This is a genomic window from Flavicella sp. IMCC45668 (genome assembly GCF_057219105.1).
This window is the reverse complement of sequence record NZ_CM170114.1, coordinates 3,223,808-3,249,998: the sequence shown is the minus strand read 5'-3', so window position 1 is coordinate 3,249,998 and position 26,191 is coordinate 3,223,808. Positions and strand designations below refer to the sequence as shown.

At 33.0% G+C, this 26,191-nt stretch carries 26 protein-coding genes; 1 reads left to right on the top strand and 25 read right to left on the bottom strand.

Annotated elements, in window-relative coordinates; genetic code table 11:
- Positions 1 to 54 precede the first annotated feature (54 nt).
- From AC2DZ0_RS13155 to tsaB, 19 genes are all read right to left on the bottom strand, one after another.
- Positions 55 to 1,548, bottom strand: a complete 1,494-nt coding sequence (locus AC2DZ0_RS13155) for an asparagine synthase-related protein (RefSeq protein ID WP_484642297.1) — start codon at positions 1,546 to 1,548, stop codon at positions 55 to 57.
- A complete protein-coding gene (locus AC2DZ0_RS13150) occupies positions 1,541 to 2,668 on the bottom strand; it encodes a CapA family protein (protein ID WP_484642295.1) in 1,128 nt (375 codons plus the stop codon). Before AC2DZ0_RS13150 ends, AC2DZ0_RS13155 begins: the two co-directional genes overlap by 8 nt.
- Positions 2,658 to 3,731, bottom strand: a complete 1,074-nt coding sequence (locus AC2DZ0_RS13145; RefSeq protein ID WP_484642294.1) for a glycosyltransferase family protein — start codon at positions 3,729 to 3,731, stop codon at positions 2,658 to 2,660. Before AC2DZ0_RS13145 ends, AC2DZ0_RS13150 begins: the two co-directional genes overlap by 11 nt.
- Positions 3,732 to 3,740: 9 nt before the next feature.
- Positions 3,741 to 4,982, bottom strand: coding sequence for a lipopolysaccharide biosynthesis protein (locus AC2DZ0_RS13140; RefSeq protein ID WP_484642293.1), 1,242 nt, complete (start codon positions 4,980 to 4,982; stop codon positions 3,741 to 3,743).
- Positions 4,982 to 6,079: a DegT/DnrJ/EryC1/StrS family aminotransferase gene (locus AC2DZ0_RS13135; protein ID WP_484642291.1), complete on the bottom strand. Its 1,098-nt coding sequence runs from the start codon at positions 6,077 to 6,079 to the stop codon at positions 4,982 to 4,984. Before AC2DZ0_RS13135 ends, AC2DZ0_RS13140 begins: the two co-directional genes overlap by 1 nt.
- Complete coding sequence (locus tag AC2DZ0_RS13130; protein WP_484642289.1) at positions 6,072 to 6,629, bottom strand: acyltransferase; 558 nt, start codon at positions 6,627 to 6,629, stop codon at positions 6,072 to 6,074. Before AC2DZ0_RS13130 ends, AC2DZ0_RS13135 begins: the two co-directional genes overlap by 8 nt.
- A complete protein-coding gene (locus tag AC2DZ0_RS13125) occupies positions 6,626 to 7,039 on the bottom strand; it encodes a sugar 3,4-ketoisomerase (RefSeq protein WP_484642287.1) in 414 nt (137 codons plus the stop codon). The genes AC2DZ0_RS13130 and AC2DZ0_RS13125 overlap by 4 nt, the downstream gene beginning before the upstream one ends.
- Positions 7,036 to 7,434: a sugar 3,4-ketoisomerase gene (locus AC2DZ0_RS13120; protein ID WP_484642285.1), complete on the bottom strand. Its 399-nt coding sequence runs from the start codon at positions 7,432 to 7,434 to the stop codon at positions 7,036 to 7,038. The genes AC2DZ0_RS13125 and AC2DZ0_RS13120 overlap by 4 nt, the downstream gene beginning before the upstream one ends.
- Positions 7,435 to 7,478: 44 nt before the next feature.
- On the bottom strand, positions 7,479 to 8,498 hold the full coding sequence (locus AC2DZ0_RS13115; protein ID WP_484642284.1) for an NAD-dependent epimerase: 1,020 nt from the start codon (positions 8,496 to 8,498) through the stop codon (positions 7,479 to 7,481).
- Positions 8,499 to 8,628: 130 nt separating this feature from the next.
- Positions 8,629 to 9,954: a UDP-glucose dehydrogenase family protein gene (locus AC2DZ0_RS13110; protein ID WP_484642282.1), complete on the bottom strand. Its 1,326-nt coding sequence runs from the start codon at positions 9,952 to 9,954 to the stop codon at positions 8,629 to 8,631.
- A gap of 66 nt (positions 9,955 to 10,020) precedes the next feature.
- Entirely contained in the window at positions 10,021 to 10,446 is a 426-nt protein-coding gene (locus AC2DZ0_RS13105; protein WP_484490503.1) for an adenylyltransferase/cytidyltransferase family protein, read from the bottom strand.
- 477 nt (positions 10,447 to 10,923) lie between these two features.
- Positions 10,924 to 11,778, bottom strand: coding sequence for a dTDP-4-dehydrorhamnose reductase (rfbD, locus tag AC2DZ0_RS13100; protein ID WP_484642280.1), 855 nt, complete (start codon positions 11,776 to 11,778; stop codon positions 10,924 to 10,926).
- Between the two features lie 365 nt (positions 11,779 to 12,143).
- A complete protein-coding gene (gene rfbC / locus AC2DZ0_RS13095) occupies positions 12,144 to 12,716 on the bottom strand; it encodes a dTDP-4-dehydrorhamnose 3,5-epimerase (RefSeq protein ID WP_484642279.1) in 573 nt (190 codons plus the stop codon).
- Positions 12,703 to 13,593 (bottom strand): glucose-1-phosphate thymidylyltransferase RfbA, encoded by an 891-nt coding sequence (gene rfbA / locus AC2DZ0_RS13090; RefSeq protein WP_484642278.1) that lies wholly within the window; start codon positions 13,591 to 13,593, stop codon positions 12,703 to 12,705. Before rfbA ends, rfbC begins: the two co-directional genes overlap by 14 nt.
- Positions 13,594 to 13,640: 47 nt before the next feature.
- A complete protein-coding gene (gene rfbB / locus AC2DZ0_RS13085; protein WP_484642276.1) occupies positions 13,641 to 14,690 on the bottom strand; it encodes a dTDP-glucose 4,6-dehydratase in 1,050 nt (349 codons plus the stop codon).
- Positions 14,691 to 14,725: 35 nt separating this feature from the next.
- Complete coding sequence (locus AC2DZ0_RS13080; RefSeq protein ID WP_484642275.1) at positions 14,726 to 16,012, bottom strand: nucleotide sugar dehydrogenase; 1,287 nt, start codon at positions 16,010 to 16,012, stop codon at positions 14,726 to 14,728.
- 8 nt (positions 16,013 to 16,020) lie between these two features.
- Positions 16,021 to 16,992, bottom strand: a complete 972-nt coding sequence (locus AC2DZ0_RS13075; protein ID WP_484642273.1) for a Gfo/Idh/MocA family protein — start codon at positions 16,990 to 16,992, stop codon at positions 16,021 to 16,023.
- Positions 16,993 to 17,997: an SDR family oxidoreductase gene (locus tag AC2DZ0_RS13070; protein WP_484642271.1), complete on the bottom strand. Its 1,005-nt coding sequence runs from the start codon at positions 17,995 to 17,997 to the stop codon at positions 16,993 to 16,995.
- A 23-nt stretch (positions 17,998 to 18,020) separates the two neighbouring features.
- Positions 18,021 to 18,698, bottom strand: a complete 678-nt coding sequence (gene tsaB / locus AC2DZ0_RS13065; protein WP_484642269.1) for a tRNA (adenosine(37)-N6)-threonylcarbamoyltransferase complex dimerization subunit type 1 TsaB — start codon at positions 18,696 to 18,698, stop codon at positions 18,021 to 18,023.
- An 82-nt stretch (positions 18,699 to 18,780) separates the two neighbouring features.
- Between tsaB and AC2DZ0_RS13060 the strand changes: the two genes are divergently transcribed.
- Complete coding sequence (locus AC2DZ0_RS13060) at positions 18,781 to 19,434, top strand: HD domain-containing protein (protein ID WP_484642267.1); 654 nt, start codon at positions 18,781 to 18,783, stop codon at positions 19,432 to 19,434.
- Positions 19,435 to 19,533: 99 nt separating this feature from the next.
- On the opposite strand, the gene AC2DZ0_RS13055 is transcribed toward AC2DZ0_RS13060, so the two are convergent.
- The 6 genes from AC2DZ0_RS13055 to AC2DZ0_RS13030 all read right to left on the bottom strand — a co-directional run bounded on the left by AC2DZ0_RS13055 (position 19,534) and on the right by AC2DZ0_RS13030 (position 26,147).
- The gene (locus AC2DZ0_RS13055; RefSeq protein WP_484642266.1) at positions 19,534 to 20,316 is read right to left on the bottom strand and encodes an enoyl-CoA hydratase-related protein; all 783 of its coding nucleotides are present in this window, start codon (positions 20,314 to 20,316) and stop codon (positions 19,534 to 19,536) included.
- A gap of 60 nt (positions 20,317 to 20,376) precedes the next feature.
- Positions 20,377 to 21,843: a sensor histidine kinase gene (locus AC2DZ0_RS13050; RefSeq protein ID WP_484642265.1), complete on the bottom strand. Its 1,467-nt coding sequence runs from the start codon at positions 21,841 to 21,843 to the stop codon at positions 20,377 to 20,379.
- An 8-nt stretch (positions 21,844 to 21,851) separates the two neighbouring features.
- Entirely contained in the window at positions 21,852 to 22,121 is a 270-nt protein-coding gene (locus tag AC2DZ0_RS13045) for a SemiSWEET family sugar transporter (protein WP_484642264.1), read from the bottom strand.
- 1 nt (position 22,122) lies between these two features.
- On the bottom strand, positions 22,123 to 22,617 hold the full coding sequence (locus AC2DZ0_RS13040; RefSeq protein WP_484642262.1) for a hypothetical protein: 495 nt from the start codon (positions 22,615 to 22,617) through the stop codon (positions 22,123 to 22,125).
- Positions 22,618 to 22,639: 22 nt separating this feature from the next.
- Positions 22,640 to 25,456, bottom strand: a complete 2,817-nt coding sequence (gene leuS / locus AC2DZ0_RS13035; protein WP_484642260.1) for a leucine--tRNA ligase — start codon at positions 25,454 to 25,456, stop codon at positions 22,640 to 22,642.
- Between the two features lie 151 nt (positions 25,457 to 25,607).
- Complete coding sequence (locus AC2DZ0_RS13030; protein ID WP_484642259.1) at positions 25,608 to 26,147, bottom strand: DUF2911 domain-containing protein; 540 nt, start codon at positions 26,145 to 26,147, stop codon at positions 25,608 to 25,610.
- Positions 26,148 to 26,191 lie beyond the last annotated feature (44 nt).

The following is a 26,191-nucleotide window of genomic DNA, read 5'->3' as shown; positions in this document are numbered from 1 at the left end:
ATTATTCGAAAACTATTATTACTAATTTTTCCCATGTTATTTTCCCATGATAATTTATCTATTTATATATTGATTATGGTTATACCAAATTGAGATTAAAAATATACGATAAATCATTTTAGCAGAAAATTTAGAATATTTTTTTTCTGACTTAGCAACTGACAAAAATCTATTGATTAGTACATCAGCTTGTTTATCATCCCACAATACACATTCAAAAATCTCACTTTTTATCCAATTTAAATTAGTTATAATTATTCCACTAACATCAAAAGTCCAACCCATTTTACCAATTTTATCTGAATCTAATTCTAACTTAGTTTTTAAAACTTCTCTTAGAAATATTTTATTTTTATTCGTCTTTTCTTTATAAATCAAATCTAAAGGAAGCTTTTCAAAGAATTCTTTAATCCGAGAAGATGCAAATGGCATAATTAAATTACTATCATATACGTCAGCAAAGTTTTGAAGTTTGCGAATCATTCTACCGGTAATCACTTTAGTGGCATAGATGTCAGACTTCATCTGAATAATATTCAAATTATTCCTTTTAGAAAGCTCATCTTTCCAATAGCTACGAGTACTACTAAATTCGTTAAATATTTGATTCGCATCCAAATTACTAAGCCCATCAAGCCCAAATAGCTCTAATTTAGTTTTTTGCAAGGGGCTAAAAAGACTCTCAGATCGAAGCGTGTTTCGAAAAAAACCATTCATAAAATTAAATGAGCTAAAATCATAAAGCATCTTCTGTCTTGCCGTAGGAAGCGAATACAAATAGCCATCATTACCATCTCCGAATATCAAATTAGAATGCGCTAAATCACTATTTTGATAATGATAAAGGGGATAGGCCAAAGTCACACTGTCCACAACAGGAAGTGGCATTTTTTCAAAATAATTGTAAATATGTGATTTATGAGACACGGTTAAGTCGTCTATCTCGTTAAGAATAATATGTTTAAAACCAAGTTTTTTAGCAATTCCTTTGCTTATTTCACTTTCATCATTTTTACCTTTGGATTTCTGCGTGATTAGAGAAATTTTATTTTGACTCCCTGCCTCTGCCAAAGCTAACGCAATAGAGTTACTATCTTTTCCTGCACTGTGAAATAAGAAATTATTGTTATTATGACTACCTCCATCAATCTGATGAACCGTTTCTTCAGCTATAAGTTCTAAAAACTCTAAAGATTTTTCTTCAAAATTCACGCTCTCCATTCTATTATCATTAGAATAAGGAAATGAATGACTAAATTCCAATTTTAAATCATGGCTACTAATTGTTAAAGAATCTCCAACCTGAAGGATAAACAAATCTTCATAAACAGTATAAGGTGATGGAACCACTCCGTTTTGTAGTAAAAAAGATATACCTCTAGAAGACACCTTTAACTTACTTTTTACTCGTTTATCATTCAGAATATCAGTAATAGAGGTAGAATAAAGAATTAAATCCTCTAATTGGTATATATAATAAGAATATTTCCCACTTATCGGAGCTGAAATCTTAACAGCAGAATCCGATTTCTTAATTTCTTTAATCATGATCTTTTCTATTTAAGAGTGTATTTAGAGCTTCTAGATGTGAATCACATCTTAAGATATTCATTTTCTTCAGTTTATTTTTCCCTACTAATAATCTATTAATAAAAGGAAACATATTTTGTAATCTATTAATTCCAAAGAAAGAAAATGGAATAAACATTTTCGAAAAATACATGTTTTTCTTGCTACTCAAAAAACTCTCCCATAATTGCATCCATTCATCTTCTCTATTTTCAAGAATATCTCGCAGCTTGTCAATATCTAATAAAAAAGTTTGTTTTTCTTTACCTGAAAGAAGCCTAACCCCTTCCTTATCAACGCTTTGCTCGTATGGAATTAGTTCAAAAGAAGACAATACATTATTATCCAAGTTTAACTGAAAGAAATAACCATAATTCCAATCCTTACTATCTACAATAGTATCAAAAATTAAATTACCCAAAGAGTATACTATTGGTGAATCTTTATAAATTTCATATCCTCCTGGAACATGTGGATGATGACAAATAACTGTATCTACACCTAAATCAATAAAATACTTACAAAGCTCTCTTAATTTTGGACGCGGTAAATTAAAATACTCATTCCCTCCATGAAGCGTAACAATTACATAATCCGAATTCTCTTTAGCTTCTTTAATCGATGCCAAATTACGGCGTTGATTAATTAAAGTTGCTCCAAAACCATCCTCAGAATTAAATTCAGTTTCTGCAATAGCAATTATTGCTACTGTCAGTTCAGGACTAGACCAATAATAAGGTTTATGCCTATCATCACCAAATCCAGCTCCAACATAAGGTATGGATTGTTTTTCACAAGACTCAATGGTATCTTTTAATCCTTCTGCTCCAAAATCTAGACAGTGATTGTTAGCCAAACCAACTACAGAAAACGGCTTTAAACAATCTATAGCTCCAGGAATAGACTTAATACATGGTCCATTCTTTTCAATTTTCTTATTCGATAAAGTTAAGGGGCATTCTAAATTAACAAAACTCAAATCTGCATTATTAATCACTTCTAGAGCGTCATTAAAAATGAATTCCTTTTTTTTCAGAGCTATATCCTCAAACCCCATAATAGGAGCAAAATCACCTCCAAATAAAATTTTAGTTTTCATTCCAAACGTTTATATATTTCTTAGCAATTTCCGTTGCATCGTGATTATTCTCAACAAATCTTCTAGACTCAAAACCCAATAGCTCAATTTTTTTAGGATCATGAATTAACTCTGACAAAGCATTAAATATATCATTTTTATTAATTCCAACAGGAACCATTGGAGATGAATCTAATGCAAATTCTTTTAGGAATTCCTTTTCCCCCCCGCCTAACATAACCTTCCCTAAAGCCATAGCAATTAACCCATTGACACCTGAAGAAACAGAATATGTTTGATCAATTACAATATTTGCTTTTCTCAGAAGTTTTAAATAATCCGTGTACTTAACTTTCTCAACAATTAGTAATTCTACTTTGTCCGGAAATGTGTCTTTTAATTTATTTAATTCCTTTAAGATAAAATCAGTTCCTTTTACTTCTCTTCTACTAATCCCATGAAAAATAATTACCTTATCCTTAACAAGATTTGTCTGATAACTAAATTCGTCGAGTTTCATTGGAATAGGAATAGTTGACTTTAACTTATCTTGACTAACCCTTCTATGACCTTCAGCATATTCATACATAATAGGAATATATCCATCTATTTCACGAAACAACCATTTATTAAAAGCTCTCCCTTTCTTAGTTTGCCCCCATAATTTAACTACTTTATAGTGATTTTTTATAGCACTATAAAATTCTTTATATTTAAAACCTTTTTCAAAAAAGTCGCAAGTAATAGTATCTACACAACCAGCACCAACAACATAAAGTTTATTATTTCGAAGCTTTAAAATTGTAATCAACAATCTATTAAAGCCGTATTTAGACGGAAAAACTTCAGATGACACGAATTGTACAATATCAAAATTTTTGAATTTAATAATTAATAACACTAACTCATAGTAATATAAAAGCGTACCTACCTTTGATTTCCTTCTTTTTAGAGTGATATCCGATTTAATCTTTTTAAAACCATCCCCTGAAGAAAACAGAGTTACATCATGGTTAAGTGCTAGTAAACCTTTTTTTAAATTAAGATGTAAAGAACTAGCTTCTCCTATTAATAATATTCTCATTATTATATATTATTTAATATTCGTTAATTCAATTTTTTTATACATGTACTCACAGTATATCCATACAAGAGAATAGGTAAGTCCTAAATAAGAATACACCCATTTTACGTCAACCCAAATAACAAATGAGAAGGTAATACTTGCAAATACCGCCATGATAATTGATAATTTAATATTGTATATCGAATCATAAAATAAAATTATTATCATGTACTTTAATTTCATTTGAATAAAGAACAGAATACCAATATAAATACAAACTATAAAAGTATCCAGATATAAATATCTAGATAAATTTAACAAAACCAACAAGTCAGCAATGTAATAAATTAACACAGGTAGTGTAACTATCATTACCACTATCATATAATTTTTAATTTTATTTATAAAGCCAATTTCACTTTGAAAAACTTTTAAATCATCCTTTATACTAACTAATTTCTGGATCATTGGATCAAAAACATTAGAGACAATAGTTTTGGAAATAGTTAATATTCTCTTACCTAAAGTAAATGAACTGAGTATCTCGGCTGTAAAAAATATAGAAACTAACAATTGATCAAGCATATTATATACATATGCTATATATGAAGAAACGGTAAAATGCTTTGACAACTTCAAATTATGAATAATAGATTCTTTAATTATGTATCTCTTAAATGAGATCCATTTCCGAAGCTTAAAAATAACAATAGAGGTAATGAATACTGGTAATGAGATAATAACGTAGATGTATTCATCAAATCCCAAATATAAAAAAACGAAAATCGCAATAAATCTACCTAAAATATTAACACAAAAGCCAACAAATGCAGCCGAGAAATATTTGTTAAACGATTTTAAAAGTAACACCACAGAGTCATTTAGTGATACAAAAACAGACGATAAAATCATTAAAAAGAACAGTAAAAAATAATCACCATTAAACTTTTCAATGGAAATATATTTGGCGTAAAAAATCAAAGGGATCATAAGAACCAAAGCAAATACAGCCCGGAGAAATAAACTTTGTGTTATTAATTCAGAAATCCTATTTAACTGCCCATTTTTCTCGTAAAACAAAACATTTCTTATGGCAAATGTTTCTAATCCGGCATTGGAAAAAACCCTTGATATGGCGACTATAATTTCATAAACCCCAACAATTGCATATAAACCAGAAGGAATTCTACCTGCCACGAAAAAAACAGAGAAAAACCCTAATCCTAGACTAAATAACTGTAAAATTATCAGTTTAAAACTCTGGCTCATTAGTAATTATTTAATACATCTATGATTATATCCAACTCTTCTAAAGTATGTACTGCACTTAGAGGTAAACTTATAACTGTATTATGGATAGCCTCAGTAATAGGAAAGGATAAATTAGCATATTCAGCATAAGCTAATTGTTTATGAGGAGGCAAAGGGTAATGTATAAGCGTTTGAACACCATTTTCAATCATATGCTTTTCGAAATTCTCTCTATCAGAAACTTGAATCACGAATAGATGCCAAACATGACCAATATCATTAATTACGGTTGGTAAATGGATTTTGTTATTTTTGATGTTATCTAAATAATAATTCGCGACAAATCTTCTTCCTTTAATATCTTCATCGATATATTTCAACTTAACATTCAAAAATGCTGCTTGAATTTCATCCAATCTAGAGTTCAATCCTTTATAGGTATTTTCATATTTCTTTAAAGAACCATAATTCCTTAATGCTTGTATAGCAACACTTAGTTCTGCGTCATTCGTAGTAACCGCACCTGCATCACCTAAAGCCCCTAAATTCTTTCCAGGATAAAAACTATGACCAGCGGCATCTCCAATAGAACCAGATTTTTTATTATTAAAAAACGCCCCATGGGATTGTGCTCCATCTTCTATCAATTTTAAATTATGTTTTTTACAAACATCTAACATTCTTTGGTCAATAGACATCTGACCATAAAGATGTACAGTCAAAACCCCCTTAGTTTTACTTGTTACTGATTGTTCAATTAGACTTGAATCTAAGTTATAAGTATCAATGTTAGGTTCTACAAATATAGGAATCAACCCATTATCAGAAATTGCAAGAACGGAAGCAATATAAGTGTTTCCTGGGACAATTATTTCATCACCCTCACTCATTATACCTAGTTCAATATATCCTCTAAAAATTAATCTTAACGCATCTAAACCATTTGCAACACCTAGCGTAAATTTAGAACCACAATAAAATCCATAATTCTTTTCAAACTCTTTTAATTCTTCACCCATCAAGTACCATCCAGAATCAATAACTCTTTTAGCAGCCTCCTTTAACTCAATACTATATTGGCTGTTTATTTTCTTTAAGTCTAAAAATTTAATCATTTTTTTTCTCTAATTTTCCACCGCGCCAAATATATTGTTCCCCGGATTTTTTATCTAATAAATTTTTATTCAATAACGCTCCTTCGTCCGAAACATAGCCATGAAACCTGGCTGGATTACCAATCCATAATTCATTTTTACCTATATCTTTCGTTACAACAGAACCAGCACCAACCATCGCATAATCATTAATCACATTTCCCGCAATTATGGTAGCATTTGCACCAATAGAAGCTCCTTTTCGTACAGTCGTCTTTTTAAAAACTTCAGGATATTGTTTGGAACGTGGTGTTATATCATTCGTAAACGTAACATTAGGTCCAATAAAAACATCATCCTTTAAAACAATACCATCCCAAATCTGAACACCACTTTTTATCGTTACATTATCTCCCAAAACAACATCATTCTCTATAAAAACATGAGAATTTATATTACAATTTATTCCAATAATTGCTCTTTCCAAAATTACTACAAACTGCCAAATACAAGTTCCTTTGCCTATATTTTTAGATTGTACCTCAGATAAACTATGACAGAAATATTTCATTTATTATACTCTATAAATTCATCGTAAACTCTCAAGTAATCACTCTCTTCGTAATTATGAGACGCTAGGACCAAACAAATTGAACCAGATGAAAAATTAACCTCGGATGCCCAAATTCCTGGAGGAATATGTAAACCTCTATATGGTTGATTGAGCATAACTGTTTTTTTTACTTTTCCATCATCTAACTGCACTTCAAAGCTGCCAGATACAGCTACTAAAAACTGATGACATTCTTTATGTGCATGCGCTCCTCTACTCTCTCCTCCAGGAATATCATATAAATAAAATATTCTTTTAACCTCAAATGGAATTTCAACGTTATTTTCAATTGCAGTAATATTACCAGCTCTATTACTCACTTTAGAAAGTTCAATAACAGAAGCATCAAAAACAGTTTTATTTTTCATTTTTTTAACACTTTATACTCTTCAACATCTCTTACATAATCATGTTCATCAAACAAAGTACTAGAAACTATCATCACCACCGTATTTGTAGAAAAGTTCTCCATATGTCGCCAAAATTTATTTGGAATATACAAACCATAATAAGATCTATTTAATGAGAATTTTGTCTCTTTCTCCCCATCAAAGACTACAACATCTAAACTTCCTGAAAGAACTATAATTAATTCTTGCTGTTCTTTAAATGCATGTCCTCCCCTAATTTCCCCTCCTGGCACATCATAAATCCAATAAGTTCTCTTAATTTCGAAAGGTATATGATTTTCCGACTCAGCAAAACTCAAATTACCTCTAGGGTCAAGTATTTTCGGTAAATCAATTATTTTTACTTCATCCATTTCTATGAAAATTATAAATTTTATGCAAAGAATTGAAATATCAATTACTTATTGTATTCAACGAACCAATTTACAAAATTAGCAACTCCTTCTTTAATCTCTGTAGTACTTTTATAACCTAACTTTTCAATCTCAGAAACATCCGCCCAAGTTTGAGGTACATCACCATCTTGCATAGGTAAAAATTCTTTTTTTGCTTCTACACCAAAACTTGATTCTATGGCCTTTATAAAATCACCTAATGATTCTGGACTACCATTTCCTATATTTGAAATTCGATATGCAGGTTTGTTTCCTTCTTTCTTTGGTGTATTCTGCAATAAGATCTCTATCCCATTAACGATATCATCAATATAAGTAAAATCTCTACTCATATTACCATTATTAAAAACTTTTATTGTTCTATCATTAGCTATCGCATCTGCAAAAAGATAAATCGCCATATCTGGTCTTCCCCAAGGACCATACACCGTAAAAAATCGCAACCCTGTTGTTGGAATACCATATAAATGGCTGTAGGTATGTGCCATCAATTCATTACTCTTTTTAGTGGCAGCATACAAACTAATAGGATGATCTACATTATCCGATGTTGCAAATGGAACCTTTTTATTTTCACCATATACACTTGAACTACTGGCGTATAATAAATGATTGATCTTATTATGACGACAACATTCTAAAATATTCAAGTACCCTACAATATTGCTATCAATATATGCATTAGGATTCTCTATGCTGTAACGAACCCCTGCTTGGGCGGCTAAATTCACTACCACATCAAATTGATGTGCTGCAAATAAATCCGGCAATGCCTGACGATCTTCTAAATTCATTCTTATGAATTGAAAAGAAGATTTATACTTTTCGCTTTCCGATTTCTTTAGAAAAATCTCAGCATTCTTTTTAACGACACCCAACTCATTCAGTCGAGCATATTTTAAATTCACATCATAATAATCATTGATATTGTCTATTCCCACTACCTCATGACCTTTTCCCAACAAAGCTTTTGCTAAATGGAAACCGATAAATCCTGCCGCTCCTGTTATTAGTACTTTCATTATATTTCTCTTACTTATCTATTTATAATAGGTCATTCCTTGGGTTACATAAAAATCTCAGATTAACATTTTTCTCGATACAATTTTCTGACAAAAATCACTCGAAATGACAAATCTAAAATTAGACCCTCTACTTTTTACCTATTTGATAATATTCAAAACCTTTGTCTTCCAAATTAAATGCATTGTATTGGTTTCTTCCATCAAATATGATTGGAAAATTCAACTGTTCTTTGAGCTCTTCAAAATCTGGCGACCGGAATTCCTTCCATTCTGTTAACAATATCAAGGCATCTGCTTCCTTTAACACATCATATTTAGCGTTTACGTATGAAATCTTTTCTACACCTTTTAAATAACAGTCTTTCGCTTCCTCTATTGCTTTAGGATCATAAGCTTGTACCCTTGCCCCTCGTTTCACCAATTCTTTTACTATATAAATGGCTGGTGCTTCACGCATATCATCGGTCCCAGGTTTAAAAGCCAAGCCCCAAAGACCAAAAGTCTTTCCAGTCAAGTCTTCTCCAAAACGTTTCACTATTTTATCAGCAATCACCAACTTCTGAGCGTCGTTTACTTTCTCTACAGATTGGATTAACTCTGCTTTATGTCCATGTTCTTCGGCAATCTTGTTCAAGGCCTTTACATCTTTTGGAAAACATGAGCCTCCATATCCCGCACCCGGATAAATAAAGTTATATCCTATCCTTGCATCCGAACCAATACCAATACGAACTTGATTGGCATCAGCCCCAACTTTTTCGCAAATATTGGCAATTTCATTCATAAAGGATATTTTCGTAGCCAACATAGCATTTGCCGCATATTTTGTCATCTCTGCAGAACGCACATCCATAGCGATAAAACGATCATGAGACATGCAAAAAGGATGATACAACTGCTTCATCTTTTCAGTTGCATATTCACTTTCTGAACCAATCACAACTCTATCAGGCTTCATAAAATCTGCAATAGCCGCTCCTTCCTTTAAAAATTCAGGATTGGAAACGACATCAAATTCAATGACTTCTTCTCTTACTTGTAACTCCTTTTCAATAGTTGCTTTTACTTTATCGGCAGTTCCAATAGGAACGGTTGACTTATCCACCACTACCAATCTTTTTTGCATTGTCTGACCTATAGACTTTGCTACCGCCAATACATACTGTAAATCAGCTGACCCGTCGTCTCCCATGGGAGTACCAACGGCTATAAATACGATATCCGCATCTTTAATCACAGAACCTAAATCTGTAGTAAAAAACAAATTTTTTTTCTTTATGTTTTTTAACACCATAGTTTCCAACCCTGGTTCAAAAATTGGAATAACTCCATTATTTAATTTCTCTATTTTTTCAGGATCTATATCTACACAAGTTACCCTGTTTCCCATTTCTGAAAAACAAGTTCCAGAAACCAATCCAACATAACCAGATCCGATTACTACAATATTCATATTTAATATTTCTTTTATATTCCTAAATTGATCAGTGAATCGATAATTCAGTGATTTACTATATCTCTATTTATTCTTTAACTGTTCTTTTTCATGTACTTCTTTCCTCAAACCACTACTTGAAAAACGATGTTCTCTTTTGTTGAAATACAAATAAATTCCTTTCTCTTCACAATAGGCACGTCCAGTAAATTCCTTATTGGCATATTCTTCCCCAATAATACGAACATCAATTTTAAAAGATCTTAAAATATCTTCTAAGTCTTGTTCTGTAGCATAAGGCACAATTTCATCCACAAACTTACAGCCTTTCAACTGTATATAACGTTCTACCACTGACTGAACAGGTTTGTTTTTTTCAGGTCTATCCAAGGTAGGATCTGTTTGAATCGCACAAATCAAATAATCACATTGACGTTTGGCATCCTCTAACATCGTGATATGCCCTGCGTGTAAAAGGTCAAAGGCACTAAAGGTAATTCCAACTTTCATAAGCTAAGTATTGGTTTAATTTTGCAAAAATAGGGTATTATTTTAACATATGTTAGTACTTCATTTAAGCAATTCATTAAAAAGGCTTTACATCACATTTTTCATAAACGGAATTCACATTGAACTATTCGAACAAATGGCATAAATAATACTATAAACACACCTATACAACCAATAAAACACATATTTAAACCCCTTGGAAATCTTGCATTAAACATGATAAAGACAAATACGAAAGCTAAAGAAAAAAGGTTAAAACTAGTTTTGTCTCGTATCAAATAAATGCTCCGCATTCATGAATTCCTATAGATATAAAGAGATAAACTAAAATGAAAATATAGAATATTGTGTTTCTGCCATTGTGAGAAGTATACTACCGCGGCAATATGTTCTCTTGGAGTTTAGTTTAAAAAGCCAAAGACAAACGTCACCTTCCTTTCTCTTTACTTTGACTTTGCATCTGGATGAACTAAGAATTCATTTTCCAAGCATTCTTTTCAAAGAGTCTTTCCAATAGGGAATCTCTAGGTCGAAAACTCCTTTAATCTTAGTTTTATTCATCACACTGTAAAAAGGTCTTTTTGCAGGTGTTGGATATTGAGCGGTTTCAATGGGATCTACTTTTACTTTTGCATCCATAATATCAAAAATAGCTTTTGCAAAATCAAACCAAGAACAGACCCCTTCATTAGAATAATGATATAATTCAACAGTATCATTTTTTATTTGGGGAATCATTGTTAAAATTGCATTTGCCAAATCCTCAGCGTTTGTGGGAGTCCCCACCTGATCAAAAATCACACCTAATTCATCTCTTTCTTTTCCGAGTCGTAATATGGTTTTCACAAAATTATTCCCACAACTTGAATACACCCATGACGTTCTAATAATAATTGAGTTTTCTGGATTGATCTCTTGAATCGAAAGTTCACCGTACAACTTAGTTCTTCCATAAACAGATTGTGGATTTGTCACATCTACCTCAGCATATGGTTTATGATTTTCACCATCAAAGACATAATCCGTCGAAATATGAATTAACTTAATTCTATTTTCTTTTGCAATTTCTGCAAAATTTCGAACCGCCAAATGATTGACTGCATCACTCAATTCAACTTCTTCTTCAGCTCTGTCCACTTCTGTATATGCAGCACAATTTACAATAACATTTATAGAATTATTTACAATGAACTCCTTTACCAAACTATGATTCGTAATATCTAAATCATTTGAACCGGTGAAATAAAAATTATAACCAGCGTAAGCAGGGATTAAACCTTTTATTTCAGACCCTAACTGTCCATTTCCACCTGTAATTAATATGTTTGTCATTTGTTCGTTTTTTTTAGGGTTGTTTTCCAGGAAGTCGTTAATTCGGGAAATCGGGAGATCGTGACGCCGGGACAGCAGCTCTTTGCACCTGACATATCAATCCATATTTCTGATGCGCAGCCAACCTTTCACATATTTTATAAACAAGAACCACTAAGTTGATACTCTTTTTTCAAACATAAAGATCTTTATGCGTCATTCTTTTTGTTATTTTTAGTTTACTTTCCGGGAGGCCGAGAATTCGTGAGGACGATTTTCAACATATCTCGACTTCACGGTTTCACTACTTCACTTTTTCCGAGAGGTCGGATTTCACTATTTGACACATCACCTTTTCACGGCATCACGATTTCAAAGTCTCAACTTTAATGATACAACTTCTCATTAAAATCAAAATATTCAGCATTTGCAAATGCCAGCTGCTTTTTATCCTTTTCAGATAATTTCATTTTATCCACTGACAATTCCCAATCAATATCTAAAAATTCATCATTAAAAGCAATACCCCTATCACATTCTGGGCTATAGTAGTTATCCACCTTATAGGCAAAAGTAGCGTCTTCACTTAGAACAACAAAACCATGAGCAAACCCTCTTGGAACTAACAATTGTTTTTTATTCTCTTCAGTTAACAAAACAGTCACATGCTTTCCAAAAGTAGGAGAACCTATTCGTATGTCAACTGTCACATCAAGAACTCTTCCTTTAATAACCCTAACTAATTTAGTCTGAGCATGAGGCATTAATTGATAATGCAAGCCCCTCAAAACTCCATAAGATGATTTAGATTCGTTATCCTGACAAAAATCAATTTTATAACCAATAAACTTTTCCAGTTTATCTTGTCGGAAGGTTTCAACAAAGTAACCTCTTTCATCTCCGAAAACTTGTGGTTCACAAATAACCACCTCTGGAATTTCTGTTCTAGTAAACTTCATTTTCTCTTTTCACTCTATTAATTAAGTATTGACCGTAGCCATTTTTTTTCAATGGCTCTGCCAACTTCAACACTTCTTCTTTATTAATATAACCCATTTCATAGGCAATCTCCTCCAAACAAGCTACTTTCAATCCTTGTCTATTTTCAATAGCTTGGATATAATTAGAGGCTTCTAATAATGATTCGTGCGTCCCTGTATCTAACCAAGCAAAACCACGCCCCATCACTTCCACTTTTAAATTTCCTTGCTCTAAGTACGTTTGATTCACACTAGTAATCTCCAACTCCCCCCTATCACTTGGCACTACTTTTTTAGCGACATCAATTACTGAATTTGGATAAAAATACAAGCCAACAACAGCATAATTACTTTTAGGTTCCTTTGGCTTTTCAATGATACTCAAAGCCTTCCCTGCTTTATCAAAATCTACCACTCCATAACGCTCCGGGTCCTGAACATAATAACCAAAAACCGTTGCTTTACCATCTTCTTCTACATTTTTCAAAGAAGAAGCCAACAATTTTGTAAAACCATGACCATAAAAAATATTATCCCCTAACACCAAACACACATCATCACTCCCTATAAACTCCTCTCCTAATAGAAAAGCTTGTGCCAAACCATCCGGAGAAGGTTGTACTTTATATGAAAACTGCATCCCGATATCTTCTCCAGTTCCTAATAATTTTTTGAAATTCGGAAGATCATCTGGGGTGGAAATGATTAATACTTCTTTGATACCTGCCAACATCAATACAGATAACGGATAATAAATCATCGGCTTGTCATTAATGGGTAACAATTGTTTTGATGTTGCCTTTGTTAATGGATACAAACGTGTTCCTGACCCACCGGCTAAAATAATTCCTTTCATAATACTGTATTAATATTAACTTTTAATAAAATTATAACATGATTGTTTTATTTGTACTGTTTGCTATAATATTCTTCATATGCTCCACTCACAATTCGTTCCATCCAAACGGAATTTGACAAATACCAATCTATAGTCTTAGATAATCCTTGTTCAAAAGTAACTGAAGGCTTCCATCCTAACTCTTTGTTGATTTTTGATGCATCAATTGCATAACGTAAATCATGCCCAGGTCTATCTTTTACATACGTAATTAACTCCTCGCTAGCTCCCTTTTCTCTTCCTAATTTCTCATCCATCTGAGCACACAACAACTTAATCAAATCGATATTTTGCCATTCGTTAAAACCTCCAATATTATAAGTTTCCTCGTTTACTCCCTTATGAAACACCAAATCAATTGCGATGGCATGATCAACTACGTACAACCAATCTCTGGTATATTTTCCATCTCCATATACTGGTAAAGCCTTATTATTAATTATATTATTAATAAATAAAGGGATCAGCTTTTCAGGAAACTGGTTCGCACCATAGTTATTCGAACAATTGGAAATCACATAGGGCATTCCATAAGTTTCTCCGTAGGCTCTCACAAAATGATCCGAACTTGCTTTTGAAGCCGAATAAGGAGAATTTGGATCATAAGAAGTAGTTTCTGTAAACAACCCAGTCTCTCCAAGAGTTCCATATACCTCATCCGTACTAACATGATAAAATAATTTATCTTGCCAGTTATCTTGCCATAAACTCTTAAAAGCATTTAACAAAATCATAGTTCCTAAAATATTGGTCTTTGCAAAAGCCAGGGGGTCTGTAATAGACCTATCTACATGTGATTCCGCAGCCAAATGAATGACACCATCAAACTGATATTTTGCAAACAATTCATTTATATAGGTTTCATCGGTAATATCTCCCTTTAAGAAGGTATAATTGTCTACACCTTCAATATCCGTAAGATTCTCAAGATTACCGGCATAAGTTAGCGCATCTAAATTATAAATATCATATCCTGGATAGGTTTTCACAAATAAACGCACAACATGTGACCCAATAAATCCAGCTCCACCAGTTATCAATATTTTCTTTGACATTTTATTTTATTTTATTTTATTTTATTTTATTTAACTTATAAAGAGGCATCTGCAAGGTCCTCGGATAATATATTTTTCACATCGTATATCACTGAATTCTCCTTTTTTAAAGAGATAAATTCAATTTCTTTAAATTCAGCATGCGCAACCGTTAATACAACTGCATCAAATTTTGCTTTTGGAATTTCATTAACAGAAACAACTCCGTATTCATGCTCTACCTCTTCTGGGTTTGCCCATGGGTCGTACACGGTAATATTAGTATTGTATTCCTTTAATGCAGAAATCACATCTACCACTTTGGTGTTTCTAACATCTGGACAATTTTCTTTAAAGGTTATTCCAAGAATTAGAATCTCAGCCTGATTTACTTTTATTTCATTCTGAATCATAAGCTTAACAATTTCTGAAGCTACATAATCCCCCATTCCATCATTCATCCTTCTCCCTGCCAAAATGATTTCAGGATTATATCCGTACTCTTGGGCTTTTTGAGCCAAATAATAAGGATCAACTCCAATACAATGTCCCCCTACTAGTCCTGGTTTAAAGGGTAAAAAGTTCCATTTCGTCCCTGCGGCTTCCAGAACATCATGTGTATTTATATTCATTTTATTGAATATCTTAGCCAGTTCATTGACAAATGCAATATTGATATCTCTTTGTGAGTTTTCAATAACTTTTGCGGCCTCGGCTACTTTTATACTAGAAGCTAAAAATGTTCCAGCAGTAATGACTGAATTATACAACGCATCAATCTGCAAACCTATTTCAGTTGTTGAACCTGATGTCACCTTTAAAATCTTCTCAACCGTATGTTCTTTATCTCCTGGATTTATTCGCTCTGGTGAATATCCAACGTAAAAATCTTCATTAAATTTTAATCCAGAAACTTTTTCTAAAACTGGCACACATTCTTCTTCCGTTGCACCCGGATATACTGTCGATTCATAAACAACCACATCGCCTTTTTTCAACACAGAACCAACTGTTTCACTCGCTTTTATCAACGGAGTTAATACAGGTCTATTATTTTTATCAACGGGAGTCGGAACCGTAATAATATAATTGTTGCTATTTTCCAATTCCTTCAAATCAGAAGTACAAAACAATCCGTTCTCTGAATTGTTTTCATGCTTTATAACTTTTTGAAGAATGACGTCATCTACCTCTAAGGTAGCATCTATACCAGAGTTTAATTCACTGATTCTTTCTTTATTAATATCAAATCCGACAACTGGATATTTTGTAGCAAATAACCTTGCTAATGGCAATCCTACATATCCTAATCCAATAATGGCAATCTTTTCTCTTTCTATCATCAAATATTTTATTTTTTAAACGGATGCTTGGAAATAGGTAAGTCAACGAATTTATGATACTTACCTTCCTCTTTCTTACTCAATTCAGCATTTCTAATAACATGAACTATATCAATAGATTGCCTTGCATCTTCTAAACCAAATCCTTTTCCATTTAATATCTCTTGATAACTTTTAGTGTGTAACTCTGTAAAACCACCACTAAATTCAATTTCTTCTCCTTCAACGGTTATTGACCTATAAGTTCTTTGTCCTTTCTCTTTTATTCCCTCAGGTAAAGCTTCATGATCAATTGATAAAAACCATTTCACTCGTGCCTGCTCAAACTCTAAATAACCTGATGCTCTGTCATGCGTATGCAAATGAACTAAATTCTCTTTAACATCTCCAAAAACCCATGATAACATATCATAGAAATGAACACCTATATTTGAGGCTATCCCACCCGATTTCGAGACATCACCTTTCCAGGAAGTAAAATACCAATGACCTCTTGAGGTTAAATAAGTTAAATCTACATCATACACTTTGTCTTTCGGTCCATTTTTGATTTTATTGCGCAATGCGATGATGCTCTCATGCAAGCGCAATTGTAAAATGGTATAAACCCTATTTCCCGTCTCTTTTTCAATATTGATCAAAGCATCTAAGTTCCATGGATTCAAAACCAAAGGCTTTTCACATATAGCATCCGCTCCGCTTCTTAAAGCCATTCGAATATGAGCATCATGAAGGTAGTTTGGTGTACAAATACTCACGTAATCAAGCATGATTCCTTTTTCACTTTTTAATTTTTCTACATGCCGATCAAAACGTTCAAACTCGACAAAAAAATCCGCATCTGGAAAATAACTATCCATCACCCCCACACTATCAAATTTATCTAGTGCTGCCAACAAATTACCTCGCGTATCTTTTATTGCCTTTAAATGCCTTGGTGCGATATAACCTGCCGCTCCTATCAATGCGTAATTTTTCATCTACAAAGTTTTCATTTGGTCCCAGTACCACGTTACTGCTTCCTTTAAGCCCTCTCCCAAAGAATATTTTGGATTGTATCCCAAGTATCTCTTAGCTTTATCTATACTTGCCAAAGAGTGAGGAATATCTCCTGCACGATTCGGACCATATTCTATCGGCACCTCACTAATACTTGCATCAAATTTACTTAAATTATCTTTTAAAGCGCCTACCAAATCATTTAATGTAGCCCTTTCTCCGAAAGCTGTATTATATACCTGATTTACAGCATCCGGGTTTTCCGTTACCAACGCCAATAAATTCATCTGAATTACATTATCTATGTATGTAAAATCTCTTGAATAATTTCCATCTCCATTGATCACCGGTGATTCATGGTTTATGAATTTCCCAACAAACTTTGGAATCACGGCTGCGTATGCACCATCAGCGTCTTGACGCCTACCAAATACATTAAAATACCTCAATCCTATTGTTTCAAAACCATAGTTTTTGTAAAATGTATCTGCATATAACTCATTTACATACTTCGTAATAGCATAGGGAGATAAAGGTTTACCAATTACTTCTTCTACCTTTGGCAATGATTTGGAGTCACCATAAGTAGAGGAACTTGCTGCATAAACAAATCTTTTAACTCCTGCTTCTTTTGATGCCAACAACATGTTTAAAAATCCAGAAATATTAACGTCATTTGTAGTAATTGGATCTGAAATAGATCTCGGAACAGACCCTAAAGCCGCTTCATGCAAAACATAATCAACACCATTTACAGCTCTTTGACAATCTTCTAAATTTCTTATATCACCAACAATTAATTTAAACTGAACATTTGACTCAAAGCCTGAAATATTTTCCTTTTTTCCAGTGGAAAAATTATCTAAACAAACAACTTTGTTGCCTTTTTGCAACAGCACTTCAATAAGATTCGACCCTATAAAACCAGCTCCTCCAGTAACCAGTATTGTTTTATTTGTTAATTTAATCTCTCTAAAATCACTCATAATTTTATTTCGTTTTTTTAAACTTATTTCCTAGGCTTTGGTTTCATACCTACAAAATCCTTAAGATAATAGGGTTCAAAATAAGCAACATCCTCAAATTCTTGAATTTCAAATTTGGCATGTGACAAAGTAGCCATTTGATTCGCTGATGGAAATTTGCCATCAATAAAAACTGCGTTATCATGACTAATAATATCCTTGCATTTTTCGGCTCCATCTCCCACAAAATAAACTTTCCCTGCTGATAAAAAATCAGCAAACGAATTTGATTCAATTATTTGGGCTTCTGTCTTACGTACTTTATTCAAATCATTATCATAAATAGCACTAAATACTTCTAATCTTCTTGCATCCAACATAGCAACAATTACACCTTCTGATATAGGATTTGAATTCGCTAAAATATCTAATGTTTCAATAGAAATCAAAGGAATGTCTTTCGCAAAACAAATTCCTTTTGCTGCCGATACACCAATACGCAAACCTGTATAGGACCCCGGCCCTTTCCCCACAGCAACTGCAGCTAAATCTGAAAATGTAATACCTGCTTTTTTCAGAACATTTTCAATAAACACATGTAACTTTTCTCCGTGTGAATACCCTACAGAATTTAACTCTTCTAAGGCAACAACCTTTCCATCTTGACTGAGACTTACAGAACAATTTTTTGTAGCTGTATCAAAATTCAATATATAAGACATTCTATTCCAATTCAATTATCGAAATGCAAATATACCAATTTGATTCTTCCCACTATTCAGAATATTTCCGTTATTTTACCCCATGAATAGAAATAACATCATTGAAAACACAATTAATTTTGTAAAACAAGAACTTAAAAATGCAGAGGGTGGACATGATTGGTTTCATATTGAACGTGTTTATAAAAACACTCTATTAATCGCACAAACCGAAAAAGTAGACTTAACAATTATTCAATTATCTGCACTACTACATGACATCGCTGATTCAAAATTCTATAACGGTGACGAAACAATAGGTCCAAAAACTGCAAGAAACTTTTTAACATCTCAAAACCTAGATAAAAAAAACATAGAGCACATTATAAAAATCATTGAAAACATTTCCTTTAAAGGAGGTAACTTTACATCTAACTTCCACTCAAAAGAACTTGCAGTAGTTCAAGATGCTGACAGACTAGACGCTATTGGAGCTATAGGAATTGCCAGGTGCTTTAACTATGGTGGCTTTAAACAAAGAGCTATTTACAATCCAGAAATTAAACCAAACCTAAACATGACAAAAGAAGAGTATAAAAACTCTACTGCTCCAAGTATCAATCATTTTTACGAGAAACTTTTACTATTAAAAAATAAAATGAATACAGCTACTGGGAAAAAAATTGCAGAGGAGAGACATTTATTTATGCTACACTACTTGAAGCAATTTTATGGTGAGTGGGAGGGACTGAAGTAAAGTTCGCCTGTGACCAATCACTTTGATGGAGACTCCGCATGTAGAATCTAAATCCAAAAATCTTAACAATATATTGGACATCAATTTCGATAAAAAGTATCAACCTTCAAAATTTGGTTTTCGTTTATTCAAAAAAGCAGTAGTCCCTTCAATAAAATCCTCTGTTCCAAAACAACTTCCAAACAGTGCTACTTCGGATTCAAAACCATCGATATTATTTTCAAAACCTGCATTTACAGCTTGAATTGCAACTTTGGCAGAATTACTAGAATTTTGAATAATTTTTTTAGCTATCAAAACACAAGCCGAAATCAACTCTTCTTGCTGTACAACTGAATTCACCAAACCGTAAGAATTTGCAACCTCAGCAGAAATCATATTCCCCGTTAAAATCATTTCCATAGCTCTGCCTTTCCCCACTAACTGCGGCAAACGTTGTGTTCCTCCATAGCCAGGAATCAAACCTAAAGAAACTTCCGGCAATCCCATCTTTGCATTTTCTGAAGCCAATCTAAAATGACAAGCCATTGCCAACTCCAACCCACCACCTAAGGCAAAACCATTGACAGCAGCAATCACAGGTTTAGAAAAGTTAGCAATCAAATTAAACAGAGAATCCTGCCCTTTTTTTGCCAGTAATGTACCTTCTTTCTTTGTGAAATTAGAAAATTCTGAAATATCTGCTCCAGCAACAAAAGCTTTATCACCAGAACCTGTAAGCAAAATAACTCGCACCTCAGCATCACTTTCCAAAACAACAAAAGCATCATTTAATTCTGATATAGTGGCTTTATTTAGTGCGTTTAATTTTTTAGGTCGTTCTATCGTCACTATTGCAATAAAGGAATCTAATTTTTGAATGGATACATTTTCAAAGCTCATAATAGTACATTTATAAATACAACTTCCATAAATATACTAGAACTTATGAGCAGAAAAAAACTATTTCAAAGGAATTCTAATAGAAAAAGTAGTACCCACACCTAACACAGAGTCAAAATCAATCTCACCATTATAGGTTTCGATGATTTTTTTAGACATTGCTAACCCTAATCCCATACCACTATTCTTAGTGGTAAATCTTGGCTCAAAAATCAAGTTTTTAAGTTCCTCTTCAATTCCTTCTCCGTTGTCTTGAACCTTCAATTCAAACTGAGAAGAATTCTTAGAAACCCTCACATTTATGATAGGTTTTTCTACATCGACAACCGCCTGAATGGCATTTTTCAATAGATTCGTTACAACGCGAATCAATTGTGTTTTATCCATATGCAAATGAATTTCAGAGGTATCACTTTCAAAAGAAATATTTTCATTTTCAAAAATATCCAACGCAACTTTTATCACAGAAACAACTTCAATATCTTCCTTTTTTTGTTTTGGCATCTTCGCAAAATCCGAAAAAGCAGAAGCAATGGAGCTCATCACATCAATTTGCTGAATCATCCCTTCACTAAATTCCTTCAATTTTGTTTTGATCTCTGGATCATTCGGATCAAAACGACGCTCAAAACTTTGAACTGTCAACCTCATCGGAGTCAATGGATTTTTTATCTCATGCGCAACTTGTTTTGCCATTTCTCTCCATGCTTGCTCTCTTTCAGAACTAGCTAATTTTTTCGCAGCATCCTCCAACTGATCAATCATATTATTATATGCTGATACTAGTTTATAGATTTCTCTAGAAGTTGCGCCTAATTCAATTTTTTCACTTCCTCCTTGTAAACCCGTCTTTCCAATGGTTTCAATTTTTTCAATAATAGTTTTTAAAGAACGTGTAATATAACTAGATAGAAAATATGCAAAACTAATTGCAATGATAAACATGAAAAAATAGACATAAGCCAATCGCTGTAAAAACTCATTTAAATTTCTATCCTGCACGGAATTATCCTGAACATAGTGTAATTTCAAAAAACCAATAAGTACATTCGCCTTGTTATATAAATAACTATAGGAAGATTGTAAAATTTTACCATTTTCAATTTCAACCCCCTCTACAAACCTTTCTTCCATATTAAGTTTGCCTAACTCATATGGTTTTAAAAAATCTGAACGATCATAAACACTATCTTTTGCTGCAATAGCTTTAGAACTCAACAACAGTTTTCCTTGCAAATCGTAAAAGTTGATATTTACTTTATGAACTTTTACAATTTCAAGAATCGGCTCCTTAAAATAATCAAAAAGTTCACTTGTCTCAAGGGGATGTCTGGTATTATCTAACTCATATTTTATACTTAAACGTGTTGCATTTTCCTTTCTAGCAAAACGACGTTTATTATAGTTGATAGTTTGTTCGTTGTATTGATAAATTGTCATAAAAGCTATCAAAACATAGGTCAATAAAATCAATAAGATCATCGACAAAAATATTCTAATACGTAAAGACAATTTTTTGAAATTCATAAACGAAATTAATCCTTCAACTTAATTTTATAATAAACAATAACCAATGCTAAAGAGGCTGTGATGGTATTAGCAATAGTCATGGAAAGGCTTTTTATAAAAATACCATAAACCAACCACAACAACACACCTACAAAAAACATCAAAAACATAGCCAAAGAGATACTCTCGGCTGATTTAGTTTTCCAAATCTTATATACCTGAGGAACAAAAGAGGCCGTCGTTAAACTGGCAGCTACCAAACCGATAATTTCGATCTCAACTGGAATTACCTCCATTTTATTCTTCAGGTGTATCTGGCAAACGAACGGTTTCTAAATAAATAGTATCATCCTTTGCGCGATCATTATCTCTATCTTGCAATCCTGTAATAGCAAATCCGTCTTCAATTTTTTCTAAACCAAAAGAAACAGTTACATCTTTTTTTCCTGGTCCTTGTTCAAAATCATAAAACAAAGAATCTTTTGTAACTCTCCACTTTCCCGTTGTCGATTGCCCAGTCTGTCTTTTATTTTTTTCAGTCCAACTTTTAAAAGTTCCATCCACTTTATAGGTAGAAAAAGATTTCCCTTGACGCTGTGCTCTGGGATCATGTGGATTTGCAAAATCTATATCATACTCTACCAAAGTATCTCTTCCTTTAAAAGTAGGAAATTCCAATTTCACAAAAACCGTTTCCCAATTTCCTATAATATATTTCTGCATTTTTTCATCTTCTGTCGCGCACGAAGTAACAACAAAAGTCAACACAAACAATAATCTCATCCATTTCATAACTAAAATTTTTTAAGTTAGATTAACCTACAATATTTACAATTTTACCAGGAACAATAATCACTTTTTTAGGAGTTCTTCCTTGTAACTGAGCCTGTGTTTTTTCGTGAGCCATCACTACTTTTTCTATTTCATCTTTAGATAGATCCAATGACAACTCCAAAGTAAAACGCATTTTTCCATTAAAAGAAACAGGATACACTTTAGTACTTTCTACCAAATGTGCTGCCTCAAAAACAGGAAACTCAACTGTAGCAATCGTGGTATCATGACCTAATTTGCTCCATAATTCTTCTGCTATATGAGGTGCATAAGGAGAAACCAAAACTAATAAAGGTTCTAAAATTTCACGTTTATTACATTTCAATGAAGACAATTCATTTACTGCAATCATAAAAGTACTTACCGAAGTATTGAAAGAGAAGTTCTCAATATCTTCTTGTACTTTTTTTATTGTTTTATGCAATGTCTTTAATTCATCCTTAGTTGCTTTTCCTTCTGTAACGGTAAACACCTCTCCTTTGTGATACAACTTCCATAATTTTTTCAAGAAAGAATGCACTCCAGAAATACCAGATGTTTTCCATGGTTTCGCTTGCTCTAAAGGCCCTAAAAACATCTCAAACAAACGCAAACTATCTGCACCATATTCTTCACAAATATTATCAGGATTTACAACATTGTATTTAGATTTAGACATTTTTTCTACTTCTCTTCCAACAAGATATTTCCCATCTTCCAAAATAAACTCAGCATCCTTAAAATCACTATTTAAAGCATGATTTTTAAATCCTTCTACATCTAATTCATCTGAACTATTCACTAAAGATACATCGGCATGAATTGCCTGTACTTTTTGATCTCCAATCAAACCTTTTGAGACAAACTTGTTAGTCCCTTCTAGCCTGTACACAAAAGCACTTGTACCAAGTATCATTCCTTGGTTGATTAATTTTTTGGCAAACTCATCAACAGGAAGATGCCCTTTATCAAATAAGAATTTTTGCCAAAAACGAGCATAAAGTAAATGTCCTGTAGCATGCTCAGAACCTCCAATATACAGATCGATATCTTTCCAATATTCTACAGCCTCTTTACTTACAAACTCACCATCATTTGAAGGATCCATGTACCTGTTAAAATACCAAGAACTACCGGCCCATCCAGGCATCGTATTTAACTCTAGCGGAAAAACGGTTTTATTGTTGATGTTATCTACACTCACCACTTCAGCGGTTTCAATATCCCAAGCCCAAACCTCAGCATTTCCCAAAGGCGGTTTCCCATCTTCTGTAGGCAAATACTTTTCTACTTCTGGCAATACTATAGGTAAATGCTCTGCTTCAATCATCACTGGCATACCATCTTTATAGTACACAGGAAAAGGTTCTCCCCAATAACGTTGTCTACTAAATACAGCATCACGCAAACGATAATTTATTTTCCCTTTTCCAAAGCCTTGTTTTTCCATTTCGTAAATAGCCAACTTTGTTGCTTTTTTGACAGTCAAGCCAGATAGCAATTCTGAATTGGCAATTTTCGCAGTTTTATCTTCACAAGCAGCTTCTGAAACATCAACACCTTCAAAAATATTTTTGATTTCGATTCCAAAGTGATTTGCAAAATCCCAGTCACGTTGATCTCCACATGGAACCGCCATTACAGCTCCTGTACCATAACTTGCTAGTACATAATCTCCGATCCATATTTGAATTTTCTCTCCTGTAAAAGGATGAATCGCATAGGCTCCTGTAAAGGCTCCAGAAATCGTTTTTACATCTGCCATTCTATCTCTTTCAGAACGCTTTGATGTCGCTTCAATATATGCCTCAACGTCCTTTTTTTGAGCTTCAGTTACAATCTGAGACACCAATTCATGTTCAGGGGCCAAAGTCATAAATGTTACACCAAAAATAGTATCAGGACGAGTGGTAAACACTTCTATTTTCTCCTTTGAACTTTCTACATCAAAAAACACACTTGCACCTTGCGATCTTCCAATCCAATTGGTTTGAGAGTCTTTTAACGGCTGTGGCCAATCAATATTTACTAATCCATCTAATAATCGTTGTGCATATGCAGAAATTCGCATACTCCACTGCTTCATTTTTTTACGAACTACCGGATGTCCACCACGTTCTGAAACCCCATTGACGATTTCATCATTTGCCAAAACAGTTCCCAATATTGGACACCAGTTCACCTCTGTTTCTGATAGATAAGTCAACCTATATTTTAACAATATCGACTCTTGTTCTGCTTTTGAAAATGTCTTCCATTCTTCAGCTGTAAACACTGAAATATCCTCATCAACGGAAGCTGAAATATTTGCATTTCCTTCTTTTTCAAAAACTGTGATAAGATCAGTAATATCCTCCGCTTTATCAGAAGCTATATTATACCAAGAATTAAACAGTTGGATAAAAATCCATTGTGTCCATTTATAATACTCAGGACTAGAGGTACGTACTTCACGAGACCAATCAAATGAAAAACCAATTTTATCTAATTGTTTTCTGTAGGTTGCAATATTAGTTTCGGTAGTAATTGCAGGATGCTGTCCTGTTTGAATTGCATACTGTTCCGCTGGTAAACCAAAAGAATCATATCCTTGAGGATGCAGTACATTAAATCCTTGGTGACGTTTGTAACGAGCATAAATATCTGAAGCTATATACCCTAAGGGGTGACCAACATGCAACCCAGCTCCTGAAGGATAAGGAAACATATCCAAAACATAATATTTTGGTTTATCCGTTGTTTCGCTAGCTTTGAAAGTTTGATTTTCAGCCCAATATTTTTGCCATTTGGCCTCTATCTCGTTAAAATTGTAATCCATTATGTCTGAAAGGGGGCAAGCCCCTTATTATTTTGAGTTAAGTTGCAAAAGTACAGTTCTTAACTGAAAGTTAAAAATCCTAAACTTGAAACTTTAACCCATAAAAAAAGCGACTTAATAAAGTCGCTTTTTTTTACAGAATATCTTTTTATTAATCTTCTAAAGTTATCGGCAACTTTACTAAAGTAGTTCCCCAACCTAAACATAAAGTCATGTCTTTTTCAAAAGCGATAGAAAAGTTTTCTAATTTAGAGGTATTCTGAGAAACCTTCCCAGTAACTCTCACAACATCATTACTTTGTTTATAACTATATGCACCCCATACATTATGGTCTTTACTTAAAATAAAAGTCCACTCCTGATCTCCTGGAATTGTAAATAAAGTATAAATCCCTTCTTCTACCTCTTTACCCCCAAAAATAACATCTTCGTAAAATCTAATTTCTACAGCTTCATTGGCTCCTGTTCTCCAAACTTTTCCATTCGGAGCTAAAGATGCTACGGATCTGCCTTTTAAAAACGGACGTGAATATATAACTTTCACGATTTTATTAGATTCCCTGTGACTACTAGGAAATGTTGCTACATCCAACGGACTCTTATCCATTGAACTAAATTTTTGCGCTTCTAAATCACTGGTAAATACCATAGAAATAACTAATAGCACCAAGGTAAAAATTGATTTTCTCATAAGAATAATTAAAGTTTTGTGTAAAGTCCTACAAAACTACGATT

Bases quoted from the DNA above. Each gene is read 5' to 3' on its own strand.
- AC2DZ0_RS13155 (WP_484642297.1), bottom strand. From the start codon at position 1,548: ATGATTAAAGAAATTAAGAAATCGGATTCTGCTGTTAAGATTTCAGCT.
- AC2DZ0_RS13150 (WP_484642295.1), bottom strand. From the start codon at position 2,668: ATGAAAACTAAAATTTTATTTGGAGGTGATTTTGCTCCTATTATGGGG.
- AC2DZ0_RS13145 (WP_484642294.1), bottom strand. From the start codon at position 3,731: ATGAGAATATTATTAATAGGAGAAGCTAGTTCTTTACATCTTAATTTA.
- AC2DZ0_RS13140 (WP_484642293.1), bottom strand. From the start codon at position 4,982: ATGAGCCAGAGTTTTAAACTGATAATTTTACAGTTATTTAGTCTAGGA.
- AC2DZ0_RS13135 (WP_484642291.1), bottom strand. From the start codon at position 6,079: ATGATTAAATTTTTAGACTTAAAGAAAATAAACAGCCAATATAGTATT.
- AC2DZ0_RS13130 (WP_484642289.1), bottom strand. From the start codon at position 6,629: ATGAAATATTTCTGTCATAGTTTATCTGAGGTACAATCTAAAAATATA.
- AC2DZ0_RS13125 (WP_484642287.1), bottom strand. From the start codon at position 7,039: ATGAAAAATAAAACTGTTTTTGATGCTTCTGTTATTGAACTTTCTAAA.
- AC2DZ0_RS13120 (WP_484642285.1), bottom strand. From the start codon at position 7,434: ATGGATGAAGTAAAAATAATTGATTTACCGAAAATACTTGACCCTAGA.
- AC2DZ0_RS13115 (WP_484642284.1), bottom strand. From the start codon at position 8,498: ATGAAAGTACTAATAACAGGAGCGGCAGGATTTATCGGTTTCCATTTA.
- AC2DZ0_RS13110 (WP_484642282.1), bottom strand. From the start codon at position 9,954: ATGAATATTGTAGTAATCGGATCTGGTTATGTTGGATTGGTTTCTGGA.
- AC2DZ0_RS13105 (WP_484490503.1), bottom strand. From the start codon at position 10,446: ATGAAAGTTGGAATTACCTTTAGTGCCTTTGACCTTTTACACGCAGGG.
- rfbD (WP_484642280.1), bottom strand. From the start codon at position 11,778: ATGACAAACATATTAATTACAGGTGGAAATGGACAGTTAGGGTCTGAA.
- rfbC (WP_484642279.1), bottom strand. From the start codon at position 12,716: ATGAAGTTTACTAGAACAGAAATTCCAGAGGTGGTTATTTGTGAACCA.
- rfbA (WP_484642278.1), bottom strand. From the start codon at position 13,593: ATGAAAGGAATTATTTTAGCCGGTGGGTCAGGAACACGTTTGTATCCA.
- rfbB (WP_484642276.1), bottom strand. From the start codon at position 14,690: ATGTCAAAGAAAATATTGATAACTGGTGGAGCTGGATTTATTGGGTCA.
- AC2DZ0_RS13080 (WP_484642275.1), bottom strand. From the start codon at position 16,012: ATGATAGAAAGAGAAAAGATTGCCATTATTGGATTAGGATATGTAGGA.
- AC2DZ0_RS13075 (WP_484642273.1), bottom strand. From the start codon at position 16,992: ATGAAAAATTACGCATTGATAGGAGCGGCAGGTTATATCGCACCAAGG.
- AC2DZ0_RS13070 (WP_484642271.1), bottom strand. From the start codon at position 17,997: ATGAGTGATTTTAGAGAGATTAAATTAACAAATAAAACAATACTGGTT.
- tsaB (WP_484642269.1), bottom strand. From the start codon at position 18,698: ATGTCTTATATATTGAATTTTGATACAGCTACAAAAAATTGTTCTGTA.
- AC2DZ0_RS13060 (WP_484642267.1), top strand. From the start codon at position 18,781: ATGAATAGAAATAACATCATTGAAAACACAATTAATTTTGTAAAACAA.
- AC2DZ0_RS13055 (WP_484642266.1), bottom strand. From the start codon at position 20,316: ATGAGCTTTGAAAATGTATCCATTCAAAAATTAGATTCCTTTATTGCA.
- AC2DZ0_RS13050 (WP_484642265.1), bottom strand. From the start codon at position 21,843: ATGAATTTCAAAAAATTGTCTTTACGTATTAGAATATTTTTGTCGATG.
- AC2DZ0_RS13045 (WP_484642264.1), bottom strand. From the start codon at position 22,121: ATGGAGGTAATTCCAGTTGAGATCGAAATTATCGGTTTGGTAGCTGCC.
- AC2DZ0_RS13040 (WP_484642262.1), bottom strand. From the start codon at position 22,617: ATGAAATGGATGAGATTATTGTTTGTGTTGACTTTTGTTGTTACTTCG.
- leuS (WP_484642260.1), bottom strand. From the start codon at position 25,456: ATGGATTACAATTTTAACGAGATAGAGGCCAAATGGCAAAAATATTGG.
- AC2DZ0_RS13030 (WP_484642259.1), bottom strand. From the start codon at position 26,147: ATGAGAAAATCAATTTTTACCTTGGTGCTATTAGTTATTTCTATGGTA.